Source organism: Amycolatopsis sp. NPDC043889 (assembly GCF_056435645.1).
In genome coordinates, this window is sequence record NZ_JBWKEC010000035.1 from 42931 (window position 1) to 64658 (window position 21728).

Below are 21728 nucleotides of genomic sequence, written 5' to 3' on the forward strand. Positions count from 1 at the left end.
ATCTCTTCGCCAGGCAGGTGGGCCGGGCGCCCGGCGCGGTGGCCGTGGCCGACGGGGACCGGCTCCTCACTTATCGGGAGCTCGACGAGCTGGCGGGCAGGCTGTCCGGCCGGTTGGTCGCCCTGGGCGCCCGCCGGGTCGCGGTGATGCTGGACCGCTCGGCGGATCTGCTGGTGGCGCTTCTCGCCGTCTGGAAGGCGGGCGCGGCGTACGTGCCGGTGGACGCCTCGTATCCCGCGCCGCGGGTGGCGTTCATGGTCGCGGATTCGGGCGCGTCCCTGATGCTGTGCTCGGCCGCGACGCGCGACAGCGTCCCGGACGGGATCGAGGCGATCGTCGTCACGGACGAAGCGGGTGACGTCGCGGTCGCTCCGGCGAGCCCGGAGGACCTGGCGTACGTGATGTACACGTCCGGCTCGACGGGCAAGCCGAAGGGCGTCGCCGTCCCGCATTCCAGCGTGGCGGAACTGGTGGGGGATCCCGGCTGGGCGATGGAACCCGACGACGCGGTCCTCATGCACGCGCCGCATTCCTTCGACGCGTCCCTGTGCGAGATCTGGGTGCCGCTGGTGTCGGGTGCCCGGGTGGTGATCGCCGCGCCGGGGCCGGTGGACGCCCGCCGGCTGCGGGAGGCGGTCGCGGCCGGGGTGACGCGGGCGCATCTCACCGCGGGCAGTTTCCGTGCGGTGGCGGAGGAAGCGCCGGAGTCGTTCGCGGGGCTGCGCGAGATCCTGACCGGCGGGGACCTGGTGCCCGCGCACGCGGTGGACCGGGTGCGCCACGCCGCGCCCGGCGCGCGGATCCGGCATCTGTACGGGCCGACGGAAACGACGCTGTGCGCCACGTGGCACGTGCTCGAACCGGAGGACGACCCGGTGCCGGTGCTGCCGATCGGCCGTCCGCTCGCCGGACGGCAGGCCTGGGTGCTGGACGACTCGCTGCGGCCGGTCGCCCCGGACGTGGTCGGCGAGCTGTATCTTTCCGGCGCCGGGCTGGCCGACGGCTACCTCGACCGGGCCGGGCTGACCGCCGAGCGGTTCGTGGCGGATCCGTTCGCCCCGGGCAAGAGGATGTACCGCACCGGCGACCTCGCGAAGTGGACACCGGATGGCGAACTGCTCTTCGCGGGCCGCGTCGACGACCAGGTGAAGATCCGCGGGTTCCGGATCGAACCCGGTGAGGTCGAAGCCGCGATGACCGCCCAGCCGGACGTCCACGAGGCCGTCGTGGTGCCGATCGACGGCCGCCTGATCGGCTACGTGGTGGCGGACGTGGATCCCGCGCTCGTTCGCGAGCGGCTTCAGGCGGTCCTGCCCGACTACTTGGTCCCGGCCGTGGTCATGGCGGTGGCCGCGCTGCCGCTGACCGGCAACGGCAAGGTGGACCGGGCGGCGTTGCCCGCGCCTGATTTCACGGCGAAGGCCGACGGACGCGAACCCGTCACCGAGGCGGAGCGTGTCCTTTGTGGACTGTTCGCCGAAGTGCTCGGCATCGACCGGGCGGGCGTCGACGACGGCTTCTTCGAACTGGGCGGGGATTCGATCCTCGCGGTGCGTGTCGCGGCCCGGGCGGCGAAAGCGGGCCTGCTGGTGACGCCTTCGCAGATCTTCGGGGAGCGGACCCCCGCTCGGCTGGCCGCGGTGGCGGGCGCCGTGCGGGCCGAGCGGCCCGTCGACGGCCCCTTGGTCGAGCTGACCGCGGAAGACGAGACGGAACTGGCGGCCGCGGTCCCCGACGCCGTCGAGGTCTGGCCGCTGGCGCCGCTTCAGGCGGGTCTGCTCTTCCAGACGACCCTCGACGACCAGGGTCCCGACATCTACCAGACCCAGTGGATCGTGGAGCTGACCGGGCCGCTGGACGTGGCCAGGCTGCGGTCGGTGTGGGAGGCGGTCTTCGCCCGGCACCCCGAACTCCGGCTGACGTTCCACCGGCTCGCGTCGGGCAAGGCGGTGCAGGCCGTCGCCGGACGCGTCGAGCTGCCGTGGCGCGAGGTCGACCTGACCGGCGCGAGCGATGTCGAAGAGGCTGTCAAGGCGCTGTCCGTGGAGGAACAGCGGGACCGGTTCGACCTCGCCAAGGCGCCGTTGTTCCGGCTCGTGCTGATCAAGGTCGCCGAGGATCGGCATCGACTGCTGGTCGTCAACCACCACATCCTGACCGACGGGTGGTCGGTGGCGGTGATCCTCAACGAGGTGTCGGCGGCCTATACCTCCGGCGGCTTCCCGGACCGGACGGCCGCCTCGTACCGCGACTATCTGGCGTGGTTGGACAGGCAGGACAAGGAAGCGGCGCGGGCGGCCTGGCAGGCGGAGCTCTCGGACATCGACGTGCCCGCACTGGTCGCCAAGTCGGACTCCGCGACGGAATACGACTACCGCGTCACCCATCTCGCACCGGAGCTCTACACCCGGCTGACCGCGTTCGCCCGCGACCACGGGCTGACGCTCAACACGGTGGTGCAGGGCGCGTGGGCGCTGGTGCTGGCGCGGCTCGCGCGGCGAACCGACGTCGTGTTCGGCACCACGGTCGCCTGCCGTCCCGCCGAACTCCCGGGCGTCGAGTCGATGCCGGGACTGATGATGAACACGATCCCGGTGCGCGTCTCGCTGGACGGAAAGCAGTCCGTGGCGGATATGCTCGCCGGCCTTCAGCGGCGTCAGGTCGAGCTGATGCCGCATCAGCATCTGGGGCTGACGGAGATCCAGAAGACGGCCGGACCCGGCGCGATGTTCGACACGCTGCTGGTGTTCGAGAACTACCCGCGGGACTTCGCCGACCAGTTCTCGTATCTGGGCACGGTCGAGGGGACCCACTACCCGGTGACGGTCGGGGTGATCCCGGGCGAGGAGTTCCGGATCCAGCTCGCCTACTGGCGCGGGCAGATCGACCGGGCCGTCGCCGATTCCCTGCTGGACTGGTTCTCCGGTGCCCTCGGCGCGATCGTCGAAGATCCGTCCGGTCTCGTCGGGCGGACCGGTATGGGCGAGATCCCGTTGCCCCGCTGGGAACCCGCGCTGCTGGACGGCGAGCCGCTGCCGGAGCTGATCGGGCGGATGGCGGCCGAGCGGCCGGACGCGGTGGCGGTCACGGACGGCGAAGGCGACCTGACCTACGCGGAACTGTGGGACCGGGCGACGAGGTTCGCCGCCGTACTGCGGGCGGCGGGCGTCGACCGGGAGTGCCGCGTCGGACTGGTGGCCGGACGGTCCGCGTGGTGGCTGATCGGGATGCTCGGGGTTTCACTGGCGGGCGGCGTCTTCGTCCCGGTGGATCCCGCGTACCCGGCCGAGCGGGTGAAGCTGATCTTCGGCAGCGCGGATCCGATGCTGCTGGTGTGTCAGGGAAAGACGCGCGACGCGGTGCCGGAGGAGTTCGCGGACCGGCTCGTGGTGCTCGACGAGCTGGACCTTTCGGCGGCCCCGGACGTGGTCTTGCCGAAGGTGGGGATGCGCGACGCGGCGTACGTGATCTACACGTCGGGATCGACCGGAACCCCGAAGGGCGTGATCGTCACCTACTCGGGCCTGGGCAACCTGGCGATGGCGCATATCGAACGCCTGGCCGTGACGCCGTCGTCCCGTGTCCTGCAGTTCGCGGCGCTCGGCTTCGACACCATCGTGTCCGAGGTGATGATGGCGTTGCTTTCGGGCGCGACGCTGGTGATGCCGCCGGACGAGGATCTGCCGCCGCAGGCGTCGCTGAGCGACACGCTGGAGCGGTGGGACGTCACGCACGTGAAGGCTCCGCCGTCGGTGCTGGCCACCGTCGACGTGTTCCCGGCCGGGGTCGAGACGGTGACCGCGGCGGGGGAGCTCTGCCCGCCGGGACTGGTGGACCGGCTCTCGGCCGACCGCCGGATGCTCAACGCCTACGGGCCCACCGAGACCACGATCTGCGCGACGGTGAGCATGCCGCTGGCGCCGCACGGCGAGGTGATCCCGTTCGGCGGGCCGATCGCCGGGGTGCGCGGCTATCTGCTGGACGCGTTCCTGCGTCCGTTGCCGCGCGGCGTCGTCGGTGAGCTGTACCTGGCCGGGATCGGGGTGGCGCGGGGCTATCTGGGCCGCGCGGCGCTGACGTCGGAGCGGTTCGTCGCCGATCCGTTCGTCCCCGGTGAGCGGATGTACCGGACGGGCGACCTGGCGTACTGGACGGACGAGGACGAGCTGGTGTCCGCCGGCCGGGCCGACGACCAGGTCAAGATCCGCGGGTTCCGGGTCGAGCCGCGCGAGATCGAGTTCGCGCTGTCCAACCATCCCCGGGTCACGCAGGCCACGGTGACCGTTCGCGAAGGCCGTCTGGTGGCTTACGTGTCGCCGGGCGACGTCGACCCGGAGGCGCTCCGGACCGAACTCGCCGAGCGGATGCCCGCGTACATGGTGCCCGCGGCGGTGATGGCGCTGGACGTCCTGCCGCTGACCGCGCACGGGAAGATCGACCGGAAGGCGTTGCCCGAACCGGATTTCTCGTCGAAGACGGTCGGCAGGGAGCCCGCGACCGAGGCCGAGCGGATCCTGTGCGAGGTCTTCGCCGAGGTGCTCGGGCTGGCGCGGGTCGGGGTCGAGGACAGTTTCTTCGAGCTGGGCGGGGATTCGATCTCGTCCATGCAGGTCGCGTCCCGCGCGCGTCGCGACGGCATCGCGCTGACCCCGAAGCAGGTGTTCGAACACCGGACCCCGGAACGGCTCGCGCAGCTGGTGGCGCCGGCGCCGCGGCAGGAATCGGGCAGGGCCACCGATGGCATCGGTGAAGTCGCGCTGACGCCGGTGATGCGGCTGTTCGGGGACGGCGTCGCGGCGCCGGGCTTCGCGCAGTGGATGGTTCTGGGTGCCCCGGCGGATCTGACGGAAGAAACGTTGACAGCCGGGCTCTCGGCGGTGCTGGACACGCACGACATGCTGCGGGCGCGGGTCGACGATGGACGGCTTGTGGTCGGTGAGCGCGGCTCAGCGGGGACTTTCACTCGCCTGAAGGTCGAAGGCTCGCTGGACGAGGCCGCCGACGAAGCGGCGCGGGAGGCCGTCGGACGACTGGATCCCGCTGCAGGCGTGGTCGTCCAAATTGTGTGGTTGGACGCCGGAGCGGACCGGGTCGGCCGTCTGATCGTGGTGGCGCACCACCTCGTGGTCGACGGGGTTTCGTGGCGAGTCCTGGCGGCGGATCTGCGAGCGGCGTGCGAGGCCGCGGCGGCCGGTCGGGAGCCGGAACTGGAGCCGGTGGCGGTGTCGTTCCGCCGGTGGGCGGGTCTGCTCCAGGAGTGGGCGGTCTCCGCCGAGCGGGTCGCGGAACTCCCGGCGTGGCAAGCGATTCTCGGGCGGGAGGAAAAGCCCGGACGTGCCCCGGCGGGGAAGGTGCGCTCGAAGTCGTGGGTGGTTCCTTCGGCTCAGACGTCGGTGCTGGCCGGGCGGGCTCCGGTGGTGTTCCACTGCGGCGTGCACGAGGTCCTGCTGGCCGGGCTCGCGGGAGCGGTGGCCCGGTGGAGTGCGTCGGACTCGGTGCTGGTGGACGTCGAGGGCCATGGTCGTCATCCGGCCGAGGGAATGGACCTGTCCAGGACGGTGGGCTGGTTCACCAGCACACATCCGGTGCGGCTCGACGTCTCCGGGATCGATTTGGCCGGGGTGCTCGTCGGTGACGCTGCGGCCGGGACATTGCTGAAGGCGGTCAAGGAACAGTCGCGCGCGGTGCCCGGCGACGGGCTCGGGTACGGGTTGTTGCGCCATCTCAACGCCGAGACGGAGCCGCTGCTGGCGGCGCTGCCGTCGGCGCGCATCGGGTTCAACTACCTCGGCCGGTTCGCCGCCGGTGAGAGTGGCGATGTGCGGGCGTGGCAGCAGGTCGGCGAGATCGGCGGCTCGATCGACGCGGACATGCGGCTGCCGCACGCACTCGACGTCAACGCGATCGTCCAGGACCTGCCGGACGGGCCGGAGCTGATCCTCATGCTCGAATGGTCGGACGACGTGTTCGACGAAGCCGGAATCGCACGACTGGTCCAGGAATTGCTGGATGTGTTGTCCGGACTGGCTTCCCAAGCGGAAGACCCCGCCGCGGGCGGGCACACCGCATCCGATTTCGGTCTCCTCGAATTGGACCAGGACGAGATCGAGAGCTTCGAAGCATTGGCAGCGGAACTCAGCGAAGGCCGGGCATCGTGAACACTTCGACGACAAATTCTGGATCGGCCCCTTCTGGATCGGCACTGGCCGAGGTCTGGCCGCTTTCCCCGATGCAGGCGGGCATGCTCTACCACGCCTCCTTGGACGACGAGGCGCCCGACATCCACCTCATCCAGCAGACGCAGATCATCGACGGGCCCTTGGACACGGAGCGATTCCGGAGATCCTGGGAGATCGTCCTCGCCAGGCACGCGGCGCTCCGGGCGAGCTTCCAGCGGCGGAAGAACGGCGAGACGATCCAGCTCATTCCCCGGGATGTCAAGCTTCCGTGGGCCGAACGCGATCTGTCCGATCTGTCAGAACCCGACGCGCTGGCCGAGGTGAGCGCGATCGCGGAGAAGGAGCGCTCCACGCGGTTCGACCTCACGCGGCCGCCGTTGCTACGGCTGATGCTGATCCGGCTCGGCCCGGACAAGCACTGCCTCGTGACCACGAGCCATCACCTGCTCATCGACGGCTGGTCGCGGGCGCTCATCGAGGCGGATCTCCTGGAGATCTACGCGACGGGTGGCGTCGCGCGTGCTCCCGGTTCCTACGGGAATTACCTCGCCTGGCTGGGAAAGCAGGACAAGGAGGCGGCCAAGGCGGCTTGGCGCGCGGAGCTGGACGGGGCCGACGGAACGTCGCTCGGGCTTCCCGAAACTCCCGGAAAGTCGCATGGGCTGCCGTCGAGCGAGGTGGTCCGCCATTCGCCGGAGTTCACCTCCGCGCTGGCCGAGTTCGCCCGCCGCAACGGATTGACGTTCAACACGCTCGTGCAGGGCGCGTGGTCGCTGGTGCTGGCGCGGCTGGCGCGCCGTCAGGACGTCGTGTTCGGCGCGGTGGTCTCCGGGCGGCCCGCCGGACTGCCCGGCGCGGAGCAGACCGTGGGGCTGTTCATCAACACGGTGCCGGTCCGTGTGCGGTTGGACGCCTGCCAGCCGGTCCTGCAGATGCTCACGGAACTGCAGGGGCGGCAGTCGGACCTGATGGCGCACCACCACCTCGGCCTGCCGGAGATCCAGAAGCTGGGCGAGGCGGGTTTCGACACGATCGTCGTGTTCGAGAACTACGCCGACCCCGCGACCGACTCGCCGTCCGAACTCAGCCTGACCCTGCGCGACTTCAACCAGGCGACGCCGTACGCGATGACCCTCGGCGTGATGCCGGGCGAAAGCCTGGAAATCGAACTGCAGTATCACGCTGTCGAGGCCTCGGTCGCCAAGGCGGCGCTGGACGGGCTCACCCTGGTGCTGGAGCGGATCATCGCGGCACCGGGGACGCCGGTCGGCAGGCTGGATGTGCTCGACGAGGCCGGCCGCGCGCTGGTGATCGAGCGCTGGAACGAAACGGACGACATCGTGGACGCGTCGTCAGCGGTGGAACTGTTCGGCCGCCAGGTGGAACGGACTCCGCACGCGACGGCGATCGTGGCCGCGGACCGGAAGTATTCGTTCGCGGAACTCGACGAATGGTCCGGCAAGCTCGCGACGGTGCTGACCGTGCGAGGTGTGCGGCGTGGTGACCGCGTCGGGGTCGTGGTCGAACGGTCGGCGGAACTGTTGGCGGCCTGGCTCGCGGTGTGGAAGGCCGGCGCGGTGTACGTGCCGATCGATCCGGACTATCCGGCCGAGCGGGTCGCGTTCATGCTGGAGGATTCCTCGGCGGCCGCGGTGGTGTGCCGCGCCGGGACCGCGACGCCGTCCGGGTATCCGCGGATCCACGTGGACGATCCGGTCGACGGCGAGGCGTCCCTGGTCCCGGTCGGTGCGGACGACCTGGCGTACGTGATGTACACGTCCGGCTCGACAGGAACGCCGAAGGGCGTGGCCGTCTCGCACGGCGGCGTCGCGGCGCTGCTGGGCTACCAGGTGTGGGATCTGCACCCCGGTGACGCGGTGCTGATGCACGCGCCGCATACGTTCGACCCGGCGGTGTACGAGGTCCTGGTGCCGCTCGTGGCGGGCGCGCGGGTGATCCTCGCCGGTCCGGGCGTGATCGACGCGGACACCCTCGCCGCGCACGCGGCGCGAGGCCTCACGTCGGTGAACTTCACCGCCGGCCAGTTCCGCGCGCTGGTGCAGGAGAAACCGGACTGTTTCGCGGGGCTGCGTTACTTCCAGACCGGCGGGGACGTGGTGCCGCTCGGTGCGGTGGAGCGGGTGCGGCAGGCGTGCCCGGACCTGCGCGTCCTGCACACCTACGGGCCGACGGAAACGACGTTCTGCGCGTCGTGGAAGGTGATCCGGCCCGGCGACGAGCTGGGCTCGACGCTGCCGATCGGCAAACCGCATCCGGGGCGGCGGCTGTACGTGTTGGACGTCTTCCTGCGGCCGCTGCCGCCGGGTGTCGCGGGCGACCTGTACATCGCGGGCGCCGGGGTGGCGCACGGCTACCTCGGTCGCACCGCGTTGACGGCCGAAAGGTTCGTCGCCGATCCCTTCACCCCCGGCGAGCGCATGTACCGGACGGGGGACCTGGCGTACTGGAACGACGAGGGCGAGCTGGTCTTCGCCGGACGCGCGGACACCCAGGTCAAGATCCGCGGCTATCGCGTGGAACCGGGCGAGGTCGAGGCGGTGCTGGCGGACCAGCCGGGCGTCGACCAGGCGGTGGTGGCGGTCCGCGACGGACGGCTGATCGGCTACATCGTGTCCGGCGCCGGGGTGGACCCGGTGCGGCTGCGCGACCGGATCGCCGGGCTACTGCCGGAGTACATGGTGCCGTCGGTGGTGATGGCGCTGGCCGCGCTGCCGGTGAACGCGAACGGGAAGGTGGACCGGAAAGCGCTGCCGGAGCCCGATTTCAGCGGGCATATCGCCGGCAGGGAACCGGTCACGGAGATCGAGCGGCTGCTGTGCGAACTCTTCGCCGAGATGCTCGGGCTGGACCGGGTGGGCGCGGACGACAGCTTCTTCGAGCTGGGCGGGGATTCGATCGTCTCGATGCAGCTGGCGGCGCGGGCCCGGCGTGAGGGGATGACCTTCGGCGCGCGGGAGGTGTTCGAGTACCGGACACCGGCGGGTCTCGCGTCGTTCGTCGAGCTGGGGGAGGAGCCGGACGAGGTCCCCGCGGCGCGGAAGCCCGCCGCCGACTTCGAACTGGTCGACATGGGGAAGGACGAGATCGAGGAACTCGAGTCCGAGTTCGACACCGTGTAAGGCTCGCTTTTCGCTTTGGGGTCGTGAGTGGCGTTTCGGGTTCTTACCCGAATCGCCACTCACGACCCCCTTTCGCTTTTCGGTGGTGCAGGGGGCGGTGTCGCGAAAGTGGCTTTCGCGAGACCGGGTGCCTGGGTCGCGCTGGTCGTGAGTGGCGTTTCGGGTTCTAACCCGAATCGCCACTCACGACCCCCTGTACCGCAGGAAAACGAGGCCCGTTGGACATGTTGTCCGTGCCGACCCTTCGGGCGACGATTCTGCGGGGGGACATGCCGCGTTCGACGTCGGCTCCTCGACTTCGCGCAGACGGGAACGAGGAATTCGAGGCTGGTTCGCCGAAGGACTTCGCTGATCGAGGGAGATATTGATGGCTCAGTCGCGGATCGAGGACATCTGGCCGCTGTCGCCGTTGCAGGCAGGGCTGGTCTTCCACGCGGTCTACGACGGTGAAGGGCTCGACGTCTACATCGGACATTGGATCCTGGAGCTGGACGGGCCCGTGGACGCGGCGAGGCTGCGCGCGGCGTGGGAGGCGCTGCTGGCCCGGCACGCGTCGCTGCGGGCTTGTTTCCGGCAGCGCAAAACCGGTGAGACCGTGCAGATCATCGCCAGGCAGGTCGAACTGCCGTGGCGCGAGATCGACCTGTCCCACCTCGACGACACCGCATATGCCGTGCGGGAGCTGGCCGAGGAGGACCGGACGAAACGGTTCGACCTCGCGACGGCGCCGTTGCTGCGGCTGACGTTGATCCGGCTCGGCGACGACAGCCACCGCCTCGTGGTGACCTGCCATCACGCGATCATGGACGCCTGGTCGCTGCCCATCGTGTTCGACGAGCTGTCGGCGCTGTACGCGGCGGCGGAGCTGCCGGAAGTGACGCCGTACCGCGAATATCTCGCGTGGCTGAACCGCCAGGACAAGACGAAGGCGCTCGCGGCCTGGACGAAGGAACTCGGTGATCTCGAGGCGCAGACCCTGGTGGCGCCCGCCGATCCGGGGCGGGCGCCCGGCATTCCCGAGAGCGTGACGGTCGAACTGCCCTCGGAGCTCACCCGCTCGCTGGAGGAGCTGGCCCGCGGCAACGGACTCACGCTGAACACGGTGGTGCAGGGCGCGTGGGCGCTGGTGCTCGCGCAACTGGCCGGCCGCACGGACGTCGTGTTCGGTGCGGTCGTTTCGGCGCGCCCGCCGGATCTTCCCGGCGTGGAGGGGATGGTGGGGCTCTTCCTCAACACCGTTCCGGTGCGCGCGCGGCTGCGTGGCTCGGCGCCGGTCGTCGAGATGCTGGCGGAGTTGCAGAAGCGGCAGTCAGCGCTCATCCCAGACCAGTTCGTCGGGCTGGCGGACATCCAGCAGGCGGCCGGACCCGGCGCGAGCTTCGACACCATGATCGTCTTCGAGAACTTCCCGCGTGAGCTCGGCGGGCCGGATTCCGCCGCGCCCTTCGGCATTCGCGTGAACCAGGGCCAGGAGGCCGCGCACTACCCGCTGACGCTGGTCGCCGTCCCCGGCGAATCGATGCTCGTCAAACTCGACTACCTGACGGACCTTTACGACGAGGCGGCCGCGCGAGCCATCGTCGAGCGGTTCACCGGAGTGCTGCGTCAGCTGTCGGGTGACCTCACCGTCGCCGACATCGACGTGACGAGCGCGGTCGAGCGCGAAACGGTCGGGCAGTGGGGTGTCTCGGCTGAGCCGGCACCGGACGTACTGGCGCCGGATCTGTTCTCGCGTCAGGTCGAAAGCGCGGTCGCCGTCGTCGCCGGTGACGAAACGCTGTCGTACGGGGAACTGGCCGAGCGTGCCGAACGGCTCGCGGGGTACTTGAGCGGCAAGGGAGTCCGGCGCGGCGACCGGGTCGCCGTCGTGATGGACCGGTCGCCCGATCTGATCGCGACGCTGCTCGCGGTGTGGAAGGCGGGCGCGGCGTACATCCCGCTGGACCCCGCGTACCCGGCGGAACGCGTGAAGTTCATGCTGGCGGACGCGGAGCCGTCGGCGGTCGTGTGCTCGGAAGCGCATCGGGACGCCGTCCTGGATGGTGGTCTGGAACCGATCGTCCTCGACGATCCGGAGACTCGGCGAGCGGTGGCGGAGTCCGCCCGGCTGTCGATCGGCGCCACGGCGGACGATGTCGCGTACGTGATGTACACGTCGGGCTCGACGGGAACGCCCAAGGGTGTCGCGGTGTCGCACGGCAACGTCGCGGCGCTGGTCGGTGAGCCGGGCTGGGACGTCGGTCCCGGCGACGCGGTGTTGATGCACGCGTCGCACGCTTTCGACATCTCCCTGTTCGAGATGTGGGTGCCGCTGCTGTCGGGTGCCCGGCTGGTGCTCGCCGGGTCGGGTGCGGTGGACGGCGAGGCGCTGGCCGGCTACGTGGCGGCCGGGGTCACGGCGGCCCACCTGACGGCCGGGAGTTTCCGGGTGCTGGCGGAGGAAGCGCCCGAATCGGTCGCCGGGCTGCGCGAGGTGCTGACCGGAGGCGACGCGGTGCCACCGGCGGCGGTCGAGCGGGTCCGCAAGACTTGCCCGGACGTGCGGGTGCGGCATCTCTACGGGCCCACCGAGGCCACGCTGTGCGCGACGTGGTGGCTGCTCGAACCCGGCGACGACATGGGGTCGGTGCTGCCGATCGGCCGCCCGCTCGCGGGACGGCGCGTATACGTCCTCGACGCGTTCCTGCGGCCGGTGCCCGCGGGGTTGCCCGGCGAGCTGTACGTCGCCGGAGCCGGCGTGGCGCAAGGCTATCTGGGCCGCTCGATGCTGACGGCCGAACGATTCGTCGCGGATCCGTTCGTGCCCGGCGGGCGCATGTACCGGACCGGGGACCTCGCGTCCTGGACGGAGAACGGCACGCTGGCGTTCGCCGGGCGCGCCGACGACCAGGTGAAGATCCGCGGTTACCGGGTGGAGCCCGGGGAGATCGAGGTGGCGATCGCCCGGCTGCCCGGGGTCGCTCAGGCCGTGGTGATCGCCCGTGGTGAGCAGCTGATCGGCTACGCCGTGCCCGAAGCGGGGCAGGATCTCGACCCGGCGCGCCTGAGCGGGCAACTCGCCGAGACGCTGCCCGAGTTCATGATCCCGGCCGCGATCCTCGTGCTGGACGAACTTCCGTTGACCGTCAACGGCAAAGTGGACCGGCAGGCACTTCCCGAGCCGGACTTCTCCGCGAAGGTGGCGGGCCGGGAGCCCTCGAACGAGGACGAACGAGTCCTTTGTGGAGTGTTCGCCGACGTCCTCGGCCTGGAGCGGGTCGGCGTCGAAGACAGCTTCTTCGAGCTGGGTGGCGACTCGATCTCGTCGATGCAGGTGGCCGCCCGCGCCCGGCGGGAGGGGATCTCCCTGACGCCGCGGCTGGTGTTCGAGCACCGGACGCCCGAGCGGCTGGCGGCGCTGGCCAAGGAAGCTCCGGCAAAGCCCTCCACTGTGGACACAGGCGTCGGCGAGATCCCGATGACACCGGTGATGCTCGCTCTGGGCGAGAACGCCGTGCGCCCCGGCTTCGGGCAGGCGAGGGTGATCGTCACCCCCGAGGGCTTCGACCAGGACGCGCTGGTCAAGGCCCTGCAGGCCGTGCTGGAAACGCATGATCTGCTGCGGGCGCGGGTGGAAGCGGGACGGCTGATCGTGCCCGAGCCGGGTGCGGTCGACGCGGCCGGTCTGGTGACGCGGGTCGAAGCCCGCGACCTGGACGAGGCCGCCGAACGCGCGGTCCGGACGGCGACGGGCACGCTGGACCCGGCGGCCGGGGCGATGCTGCGCGCGGTGTGGATCGACGATCCGGAATCCGGACAGGGACGGTTCGCGCTCGTGGCGCATCACCTGGCCGTGGACGCGGTCTCGTGGGGAATCCTGCTGCCCGATCTGCGCTCGGCCTACGAAGACGCGGCGCTCGAACCCGTGGCGACGCCATACCGGCAGTGGGCGCGGAGGCTGGCCGAGCAGGCGCGCGACGAGCGCACCGTGGCCGAAACCGAGCAGTGGATCGCCCTCCTCGACGGCGCGGAACCGGCCGTGGAACTGAGCCCCGGCAAGACGCACTCGTGGTCCGCGACGCTGTCCGGCGGCGTGGCGAACGACCTGCTGACCCGGTTGCCGAGCGCCTTCCACTGCGGGATCCAGGACGTCCTGCTGGCGGGTCTCGCGGGTGCGGTGACGCGGCTGCGCGGGACCGGGTGCGCGGTGCTGGTGGACGTCGAAGGCCACGGCCGCGAGGCCGCCGACGGCGAGGACCTTCTGCGCACGGTGGGCTGGTTCACCAGCGTGCACCCGGTCCGCTTCGACGTCTCGTCGGGGAATCTGCTGAAGACCGCCAAGGAACAGATCCGCGCCGTTCCCGGAGACGGGCTCGGCTACGGGCTGCTGCGTTACCTCAACCCCGAAACCGGCGCCCGGCTGGCGGAGTCGCCGTCCGCGCAGATCGGCTTCAACTATCTCGGCCGCACAAGTCTTTCCGCCAAGGACCGTGCGTGGCAGCCAGCGGGCGAAGGGCCGCTCGGTGGCGGGCCGGACATGATCCTGGCCCACCCCGTCGAGGTCGGCGCCGAGGTGCAGGACACGCCGGACGGGCCGCGGCTCGGGCTCGCCATCGACGGCCGGGATGTCGACCCCGCCACGGTGGAGCGCCTCGGCGAGGCCTGGCTGGCGACACTGAACGCGCTCGCCGACGATCCGGCCGCGGGCGGGCACACGCCGTCCGACTTCGCTCTCGTCGAGCTGGCGCAGCAGGACGTGACGGAGCTGGAAGCCGCGACGCCGGGGCTGACCGACATCTGGCCGCTCTCGCCGCTGCAGGAAGGCATGCTCTTCGAGCGAGCCGTCGCCGACGACGGCGTCGACGTCTACCAGAGCCAGCGGATCCTCGACCTCGACGGGCCGCTCGACGCCGAGCGGCTGCGCGGCGCGTGGAACCAGGTGGTCGCCCGGCACGATTCGCTCCGGACGGGTTTCCACCAGCTGGCTTCCGGCGAGCCGGTGCAGGTCGTCGCCGCCGAAGCGGAAATCCCTTGGCGTGAGGTCGATCTGTCGCACGTCGGGGAGGCGGACGCGGCCGCGGAGATCGAACGCCTGCTCGCCGAAGACCAGGCGGAGCGCTTCGACGTGACCAAGGCGCCGCTGCTCCGGCTGATGCTGATCAAGCTCAGCCCGGTGCGGCACCGGTTCGTGCTGACGTCGCACCACGTCCTCCTCGACGGCTGGTCCACACCGCTCGTCCTGGGTGAGGTGTCGATCGCGTACGCGGGCGGGCAAGCGCCGTCGAAGTCACCGTCCTATAAGGACTACCTGACCTGGCTCAGCCGCCAGGACGAGCACGCGACGCAGGCGGCGTGGCGGGCCGAACTCGCCGGTTCCGACGAGCCGACCGTGGTGGACGCCGACGCGGACAAGGCGATGGTCGTACCGGGTGAGCACGCCGAATCGCTGCCCGAAGCGGCGACGCGCGCACTCACCGGTTTCGCCCGCGGTCACGGCCTGACGTTGAGCACGATCGTGCAGGGCGCGTGGGCGCTGGTCCTGTCGCGGCTGGCCGGCCGGACGGACGTCGTGTTCGGGACGGTCGTGTCCGGGCGACCCGCGGACGTGCCGGACGTGGAGCAGATGGTGGGGATGTTCATCAACACCGTCCCGGTCCGCGTGCGCCTCGACGGCGACCTGCCGGTGCTGGAAATGCTCCAGGATCTGCAGGCCCGGCAGTCCGCGTTGACCGAGCACCAGTACCTGGGGCTCTCGCAGGTACAGCGCGCGGCGGGGGCGGGCGCGGTCTTCGACACCATCGTGATGATCGAGAACTACCCGCATGACGCCGACGGTCTCGGTGACGACGGCGGTGTCGCGATCAGCGCCGTCGAGACCAGGACCGGCACCGGTTATCCGCTGACCATGAGCGTTTCGCCCGGCAAGAGCCTGCTGATCCGCATGGCCTACCGGCCCGACCGGATCGACGCCGGAACGGCGGCGGAGGTCGCCAGGCAGGTCGTCCGGGTACTGGAGCGGGTGCCGGCGGAGGCATCGCTTCCCGTGGGACGCCTCGGCGTGACGAGCGAAACGGCACGCGAGTCCGTGGTGGACCGGTGGAACGCGACGGCCGAGGCGACGACGGGTGTCACGGTGCCGGAGCTGTTCCGGCGGCAGGCCGGGAAGTCCCCGGAGGCGGTGGCTGTCGTGGACGGCGAACGCACGCTGTCCTACGCCGAGCTCGACCGCGAATCCGATGGGCTGGCCGGGAATCTGGCCGCGCGGGGTGTCCGGCGCGGTGACCGCGTCGGCGTCGTGATGGAACGCGGCGCGGATCTGCTCATCGCGCTGCTCGCGGTCTGGAAGGCCGGTGCGGCGCAGGTCCCGGTGAACGTGGACTATCCCGCGGAACGGATCGAGCGGATGCTGGCCGATTCCGGTGCGGCGCTGGCGATCTGCGTGGCGACGAGCCGCGATTCGGTGCCGGACGGCGTCGAGCCGGTCGTCATGGGCGCGACGGAGCACGCGGCGCCGCCGGTCGTCGTCGGCGCGCACGACACGGCTTACGTGATGTACACGTCGGGATCGACCGGCGTACCGAAGGGTGTTTCGGTGCCGCACGGCAGTGTCGCGGCGCTGGCGGGTGACCCGGGCTGGTCGCAGGGCCCCGGAGATCGCGTGCTGCTGCACGCTTCCCACGCGTTCGACGCGTCGCTGGTCGAGATCTGGGTGCCGCTGGTGAGCGGGGCCGCCGTGGTGGTCGCGGAGCCGGGCGCGGTCGACGCGCAGCGGGTGCGGGAAGCGGTCGAGCGCGGTGTCACCACGATTCACCTGACCGCCGGGACTTTCCGTGTGGTGGCCGAGGAAGCACCGGAATCCTTCACCGGACTGCGGGAGATCCTGACCGGCGGCGACGCGGTGCCGCTCGCCTCCGTCGAACGGATGCGCCGCGCCTGCCCGGACGTCCGGTTCCGCCAGCTGTACGGCCCCACCGAGATCACCCTGTGCGCCACGTGGCTCGTTCTCGAACCCGGCGCCGAAACGGGCAGTGTCCTGCCGATCGGCGGACCACTGGCCGGAAGGCAGGCGTACGTACTCGACGCGTTCCTCCAGCCGGTGGCGCCGGGCGTGACCGGTGAGCTGTACCTCGCCGGTGCCGGTCTGGCGCACGGTTATCTGGGCGCTCCGACCGCGACGGCGCAACGGTTCGTCGCCAGCCCCTTCGCGGCCGGTGAGCGGATGTACCGCACGGGCGACCTCGCGCGCTGGACCGAAGACGGCGAGCTGCTGTTCGGCGGCCGGGCCGACTCCCAGGTGAAGATCCGCGGCTACCGCGTCGAACCGGGGGAGATCGAGGCGGCGTTGACCGCGCTGCCCGACGTCGCGCAGGCGGTCGTGGTGGCACGGGAAGAACGTCCCGGCGAGAAGCGGCTGATCGCCTACGTGACCGCGGAATCGGGACTGGACTCCGAGGCGCTCCGAGCGCGGCTCGCGGAGCGGCTTCCGGAGTTCATGGTGCCCGCGGTGGTGCTGGTGCTGGACGCCTTCCCGTTGACCCTCAATGGAAAGATCGACCGCGCCGCCCTGCCCGCGCCCGAATTCGCCGGCAAACCGGCGGGCCGCGAGCCGCGGACCGAAGCCGAACGCGTGATGACCGATCTCTTCGCCGAGATCCTCGGGCTGGACCGGGTCGGCGCGGACGACAGCTTCTTCGAACTGGGCGGCGACTCGATCCTCTCGATGCGCCTGGCCGCCCGTGCCCGGCGCGAGGATTTCGTCTTCGGTGCCAAGCAGGTCTTCGAGCAGAAGACCCCCGCGGGGATCGCGGCGGTCGCCGGACGCGGCGTGCGGCAGGCCGAGGTCGCCGATGGCGTCGGCGAGGTGCCGTGGACGCCGGTCGTGCGGGCGCTGCTCGAACGCGATCCCGGCGCGATGTCGCGGGGCGCTTTGGCGCAGTGGGTGACGGCGGGCGTGCCCGGCGACCTGTCGCTCAAGGCGCTGACGGCCGGTCTGGACGCGCTGATCGACACCCACGACCTGCTGCGGAGCCGAGTCACCGAGTCCCGTCTGGTCGTTGCCGAGCGGGGAACCGTGGACGCGGCGACCTTGCTCCAGCGGGTCGAGGCGGGCGACGGTGACCTCGACGAGATCGCGGAGCGCCACGCGCACGAGGCGGCCGGACGGCTCGATCCCGTCGCGGGTGTGATGTTCCAAGCCGTTTGGGTGGACGCGGGACCCGATCGGGCGGGACGGCTCGTGGTGGCCGCCCATCACCTCGCGGTCGACGTGGTGTCGTGGCGTGTCCTGCTGGCGGATCTGCAAGCGGCCTGCGAAGAACCGGTGCTCGATCCGCCGCCCGTCTCGTTCCGGCGCTGGGCGCGGACGCTGGCCGACCAGGCCGCGCAGCGGACCGGGGAACTGGAGACCTGGAAGGAAATCCTCGACGGCGCGCGGGCGCGGGTCGGCGTACTCGACCCGAAACGCGACACCATCGCGACTTCCGGACGCCGCTCGTGGACGTTGCCGCGGGACCGCGCGAGCGTCCTCGCGGAGAAGGCGACGTCGGCTTTCCACTGCGGCATCCACGAGGTGCTGCTGGCGACGCTCGCCGGTGCGGTGGCCCACTGGCGGGGCGGCACCGCCGTCGTGGTGGACGTCGAAGGCCACGGCCGTCAGCCACTCGACGGGATGGATCTGTCGCGGACGCTCGGCTGGTTCACCGATGTCCATCCCCTGAGGTTGGACACCTCCGGGGCGGACGCGCCTGGCCAGTTGTTGAAGCAGGTCAAGGAAAACGTGCGTGCGGTACCCGACGGCGGCCTCGGCTACGGGATGCTGCGGTATCTCGACGACGAAGCCGGGAAGGTGCTCGCGGCACTGCCGTCGCCGGAGATCGGCTTCAACTACCTCGGGCGGTTCTCGCCCCGGCCCGACGGCGACGCGGAACCCTGGCAGCTGGCCGGGACCATCGGCGGCACGGCGGAGGACGACCTGCCGCTGCGGCACGCCGTCGAAATCGACGCGGTGGTGCTCGACGGAGACGCCGGACCCGAGTTCACCCTGACCATCACCTGGGCGGAACGGCTGCTCACCGAAGCCGACGCCGAGTCGCTCGGCCAGGCGTGGCTGGAGATGCTGACCGGGCTCGCCATCCACGCCGAGGGCGGCGCGGGAGGACACACGCCGTCGGACTTCCCGCTCATCACGCTGACGCAGCAGGAGGTGACCGACGTCGAGGCCCTCGTCCCGAGCCTGCACGACATCTGGCCGCTTTCCCCGCTGCAGGAAGGGTTGCTGTTCCACGCGGTGGACGAGCGCGGCCCGGACGTCTACGCGGGGATCCGCGACATCATCCTCGACGGTCCGCTGGACGTCGCCCGGTTCCGTGCGGCGTGGCAGACCCTGCTCGACCGGCATCCCGCGCTACGGGCGGGTTTCCACCGCCTCGGCTCCGGGACCGCCGTCCAGGCCGTCGTCCGCGACGTTCCGGTGCCGTGGCAGGAGACCGACCTGTCGCACCTGCCTGAGGACGAGGCGCTGGCGGAATTCGAGCGGCTCGCGGCGGCATCCCACGCCGAGCGGTTCGACCTGGCGAAGGCGCCGCTGCTGCACCTGCACCTGGTGCGGTTCACCGATCGCAGGCACCGGCTGGTGCTCCGGTCGCACCACATCTCGGCCGACGGCTGGTCGCTTCCGGTCTTCCTCGGCGAGGTGATGGCAGCGTACGAAGACGGCCGGACGCTGCCCGCACCGACGTCGTACCGGGAGTACCTCGCCTGGCTTTCCCGTCAGGACAAGGCGGCGGCCAAGGAGGCCTGGCGGACCGAGTTGGCGGGGCTCGACGAGGCGACCCATGTGGTGCCGCCGGACACGATCGCCGTGCCCATCGAGCCGGACCGCGTCCGCTTCGAACTCGACGACGACCTCAGCGGCCGCCTGATGGAGTTCACCCGGCGGCACGGCGTCACGACGAACACGCTTTTCCAAGGCGTGTGGGCACTTCTGCTGGCCAGGCTGACCGGACGCGACGACGTCGTCTTCGGGACCACGGTGGCCGGACGGCCGGTCGAGATCCCCGGTGTCGAATCGGCGGTCGGCCTGTTCATGAACATGCTGCCGGTCCGGGCCAGGCTCACCGGCGCCCAGCCGTTCCTGGAGATGCTGGCGGATCTGCAGGAACGCCAGGTCGCGCTGATGCCGCATCAGCACGTCGGACTGACCGAGATCAACCAGCTCGCCGGTCCCGGCGCGGCCTTCGACACGATCGTGGTGTTCGAGAACTACCCGCCGCCGCCCCCGCCGTCCGACGATCCCGACGTCCTCGCCCTGCGCCCGGCGGGGATCCCGGACGACACCGGGCACTATCCGTTGTCCATCCGCGCTTCCGAGGGCGGCGGCGTCCACGGTGAGGTCATCTACCGGCCGGACGTGTTCGGCCGGGACCGGATCGAGGAGATCGTCGCGTCGATCATCCGGGCGCTCGACCAGGTCGTGACCGAGCCGCGGGTGCCGGTCGGCCGGGTCGCCCTGATCGGGCCGGAGCAGCGTCGTCTGGTGATCGAGGAGTGGAACCGGACCGAGGTGCCGTTCGAGGCCGAGACCCTGCCGGTGTTGTTCCGCCGTCAGGTGGAGCGATCGCGCGACGCGGTGGCGATCGAGGACGCGAAGCGCACCCTGACTTACGGCGGGCTGTTCGACGAGGTCGAAATGCTGGCGCGGTTGCTCGTCGGGCTGGGTGTCCGGCGGGAGACCCGGGTCGGGGTGCTGGTCGAACGGTCGGCCGAACTCGTGGTGACCATGATGGGCGTGACGTTCGCGGGCGGGGCGTTCGTCCCGGTCGACCCGGACTATCCGGCCGAGCGCATCGAACTGATGCTGACCAGTTCGGCGCCGGAGGTCCTGGTGTGCACGGCGGCGACCCGGGCGGTCGTGCCGGCGAACTTCGACGGCGAAATCCTGCTGCTGGATGAACTTCCGGCCGCGGATCCGTCGGTCGTGTTGCCGTCGGTGAAGACGACCGACGCGGCGTACGTGATCTACACGTCCGGTTCGACTGGGGTGCCGAAGGGCGTCCAGGTCACTCATTCCGGGCTCGGGAACCTGGCGACGGCGCATATCGAACGCCTTGGTGTGACGTCGTCCTCGCGGGTCCTGCAGCTGTCCGCGATCGGCTTCGACGCCATCGTTTCGGAGCTGTACATGTCCCTTCTGGCCGGCGCGACCCTGGTGCTGGCCGACGCGGAGAGCATGCCGCCCCGGGTGACCCTCGGCGACGCGCTTCGCCGGTGGGGGATCACCCATCTCACCGTGTCGCCGAGTGTGCTGGCGGTCGAGGAGGATCTGCCGGACACCCTGCGCGGCGTCCTGACGGGCGGCGAGGTGTGCACACCGGCACTGGTCGACCGCTGGTCGCCGGGCCGCCGGTTCATCAACGCGTACGGCCCCACCGAGACGACGATCTGCTCGACCATGAGCGCCCCGTTGTCGCCGGGACACGAGGTCGTCCCGCTCGGCGGTCCGATCCGGAACGTGAAGCACTACATCCTCGACGCGTACCTGCAGCCCGTGCCGCCGGGGGTGGCGGGCGAGCTGTACATCGCGGGCGCCGGACTCGCCCGCGGGTATCTCGGACGGCCGGGACTGACGTCGGAACGGTTCGTCGCCGACCCGTTCACGCCGGGCGAGCGCATGTACCGCTCCGGCGACCGGTTCCGCTGGGATCCCGACGGCGAGCTGATCTTCGTCGGCCGCGTCGACGCGCAGGTGAAGGTGCGCGGCTACCGGGTCGAACCCGCGGAGATCGAGAACGTGCTGGCCGAGCATCCGGGCGTCGCCCAGGTGGCGGTCGCCGTCCACCGGGACGGGCCGGGTGACAAACGGCTGGTGGCCTACGTTGTGCCCGCCGACGAGGCCGACGGCTCGCTCACTTCGGTGCTGCGCGAGATGGCTGCCGGACGGCTGCCGGAGTACATGATGCCCGCGGCGTTCGTGGCGCTGGAGAAGATGCCGCTCACCCCGAACGGCAAGCTCGACCACCGGGCGCTCCAGGCGCCCGACTTCTCCGGCCTGTCCTCCGGCCGCGATCCGCGCACGGCCATGGAGGCGAAGCTGTGCGAGCTGTTCGCGGAGGTGCTCGGCCTGGAGCAGGTCGGGCCCGACGACAGCTTCTTCGAACTCGGCGGCGACTCGATCATCTCGATGCAGCTGTCGGCCCGCGCCCGCCGCGAAGGGCTGGAACTGAGCCCGTGGCAAGTGTTCGAAGAGAAGACACCGGAACGGCTGGCGACGCTCGTCAAGGAGATCCCGGCCGAAGGCGAGAGCACCCCGGAACCGGAGGCGGAGCCCACCGGGGGCGTGGGGGGCTCGCTTGTCGCGCTTTCCCCGGACCAGTTGGAACAGCTTGAGGCCGGGTTCTCGTGAGTGGCAAGGACGGTTAGAACCGTCCCTGCC

Annotated in this window: 1 protein-coding gene and 1 pseudogene; both read left to right on the forward strand. The window is 70.8% G+C overall.

Annotated elements, in window-relative coordinates:
• The first annotated feature begins 17 nt into the window (after window positions 1–17).
• Window positions 18–9319, forward strand: a pseudogene (locus AC0685_RS37550) (amino acid adenylation domain-containing protein).
• Between the two features lie 367 nt (window positions 9320–9686).
• On the forward strand, window positions 9687–21698 hold the full coding sequence (locus tag AC0685_RS37555) for a non-ribosomal peptide synthetase (protein ID WP_478229827.1): 12012 nt from the start codon (window positions 9687–9689) through the stop codon (window positions 21696–21698).
• The last annotated feature ends 30 nt before the right edge of the window (window positions 21699–21728 follow it).

Coding starts and splice junctions, on each gene's coding strand:
- AC0685_RS37555 (WP_478229827.1), top strand. CDS start 9,687: ATGGCTCAGTCGCGGATCGAGGACATCTGGCCGCTGTCGCCGTTGCAG.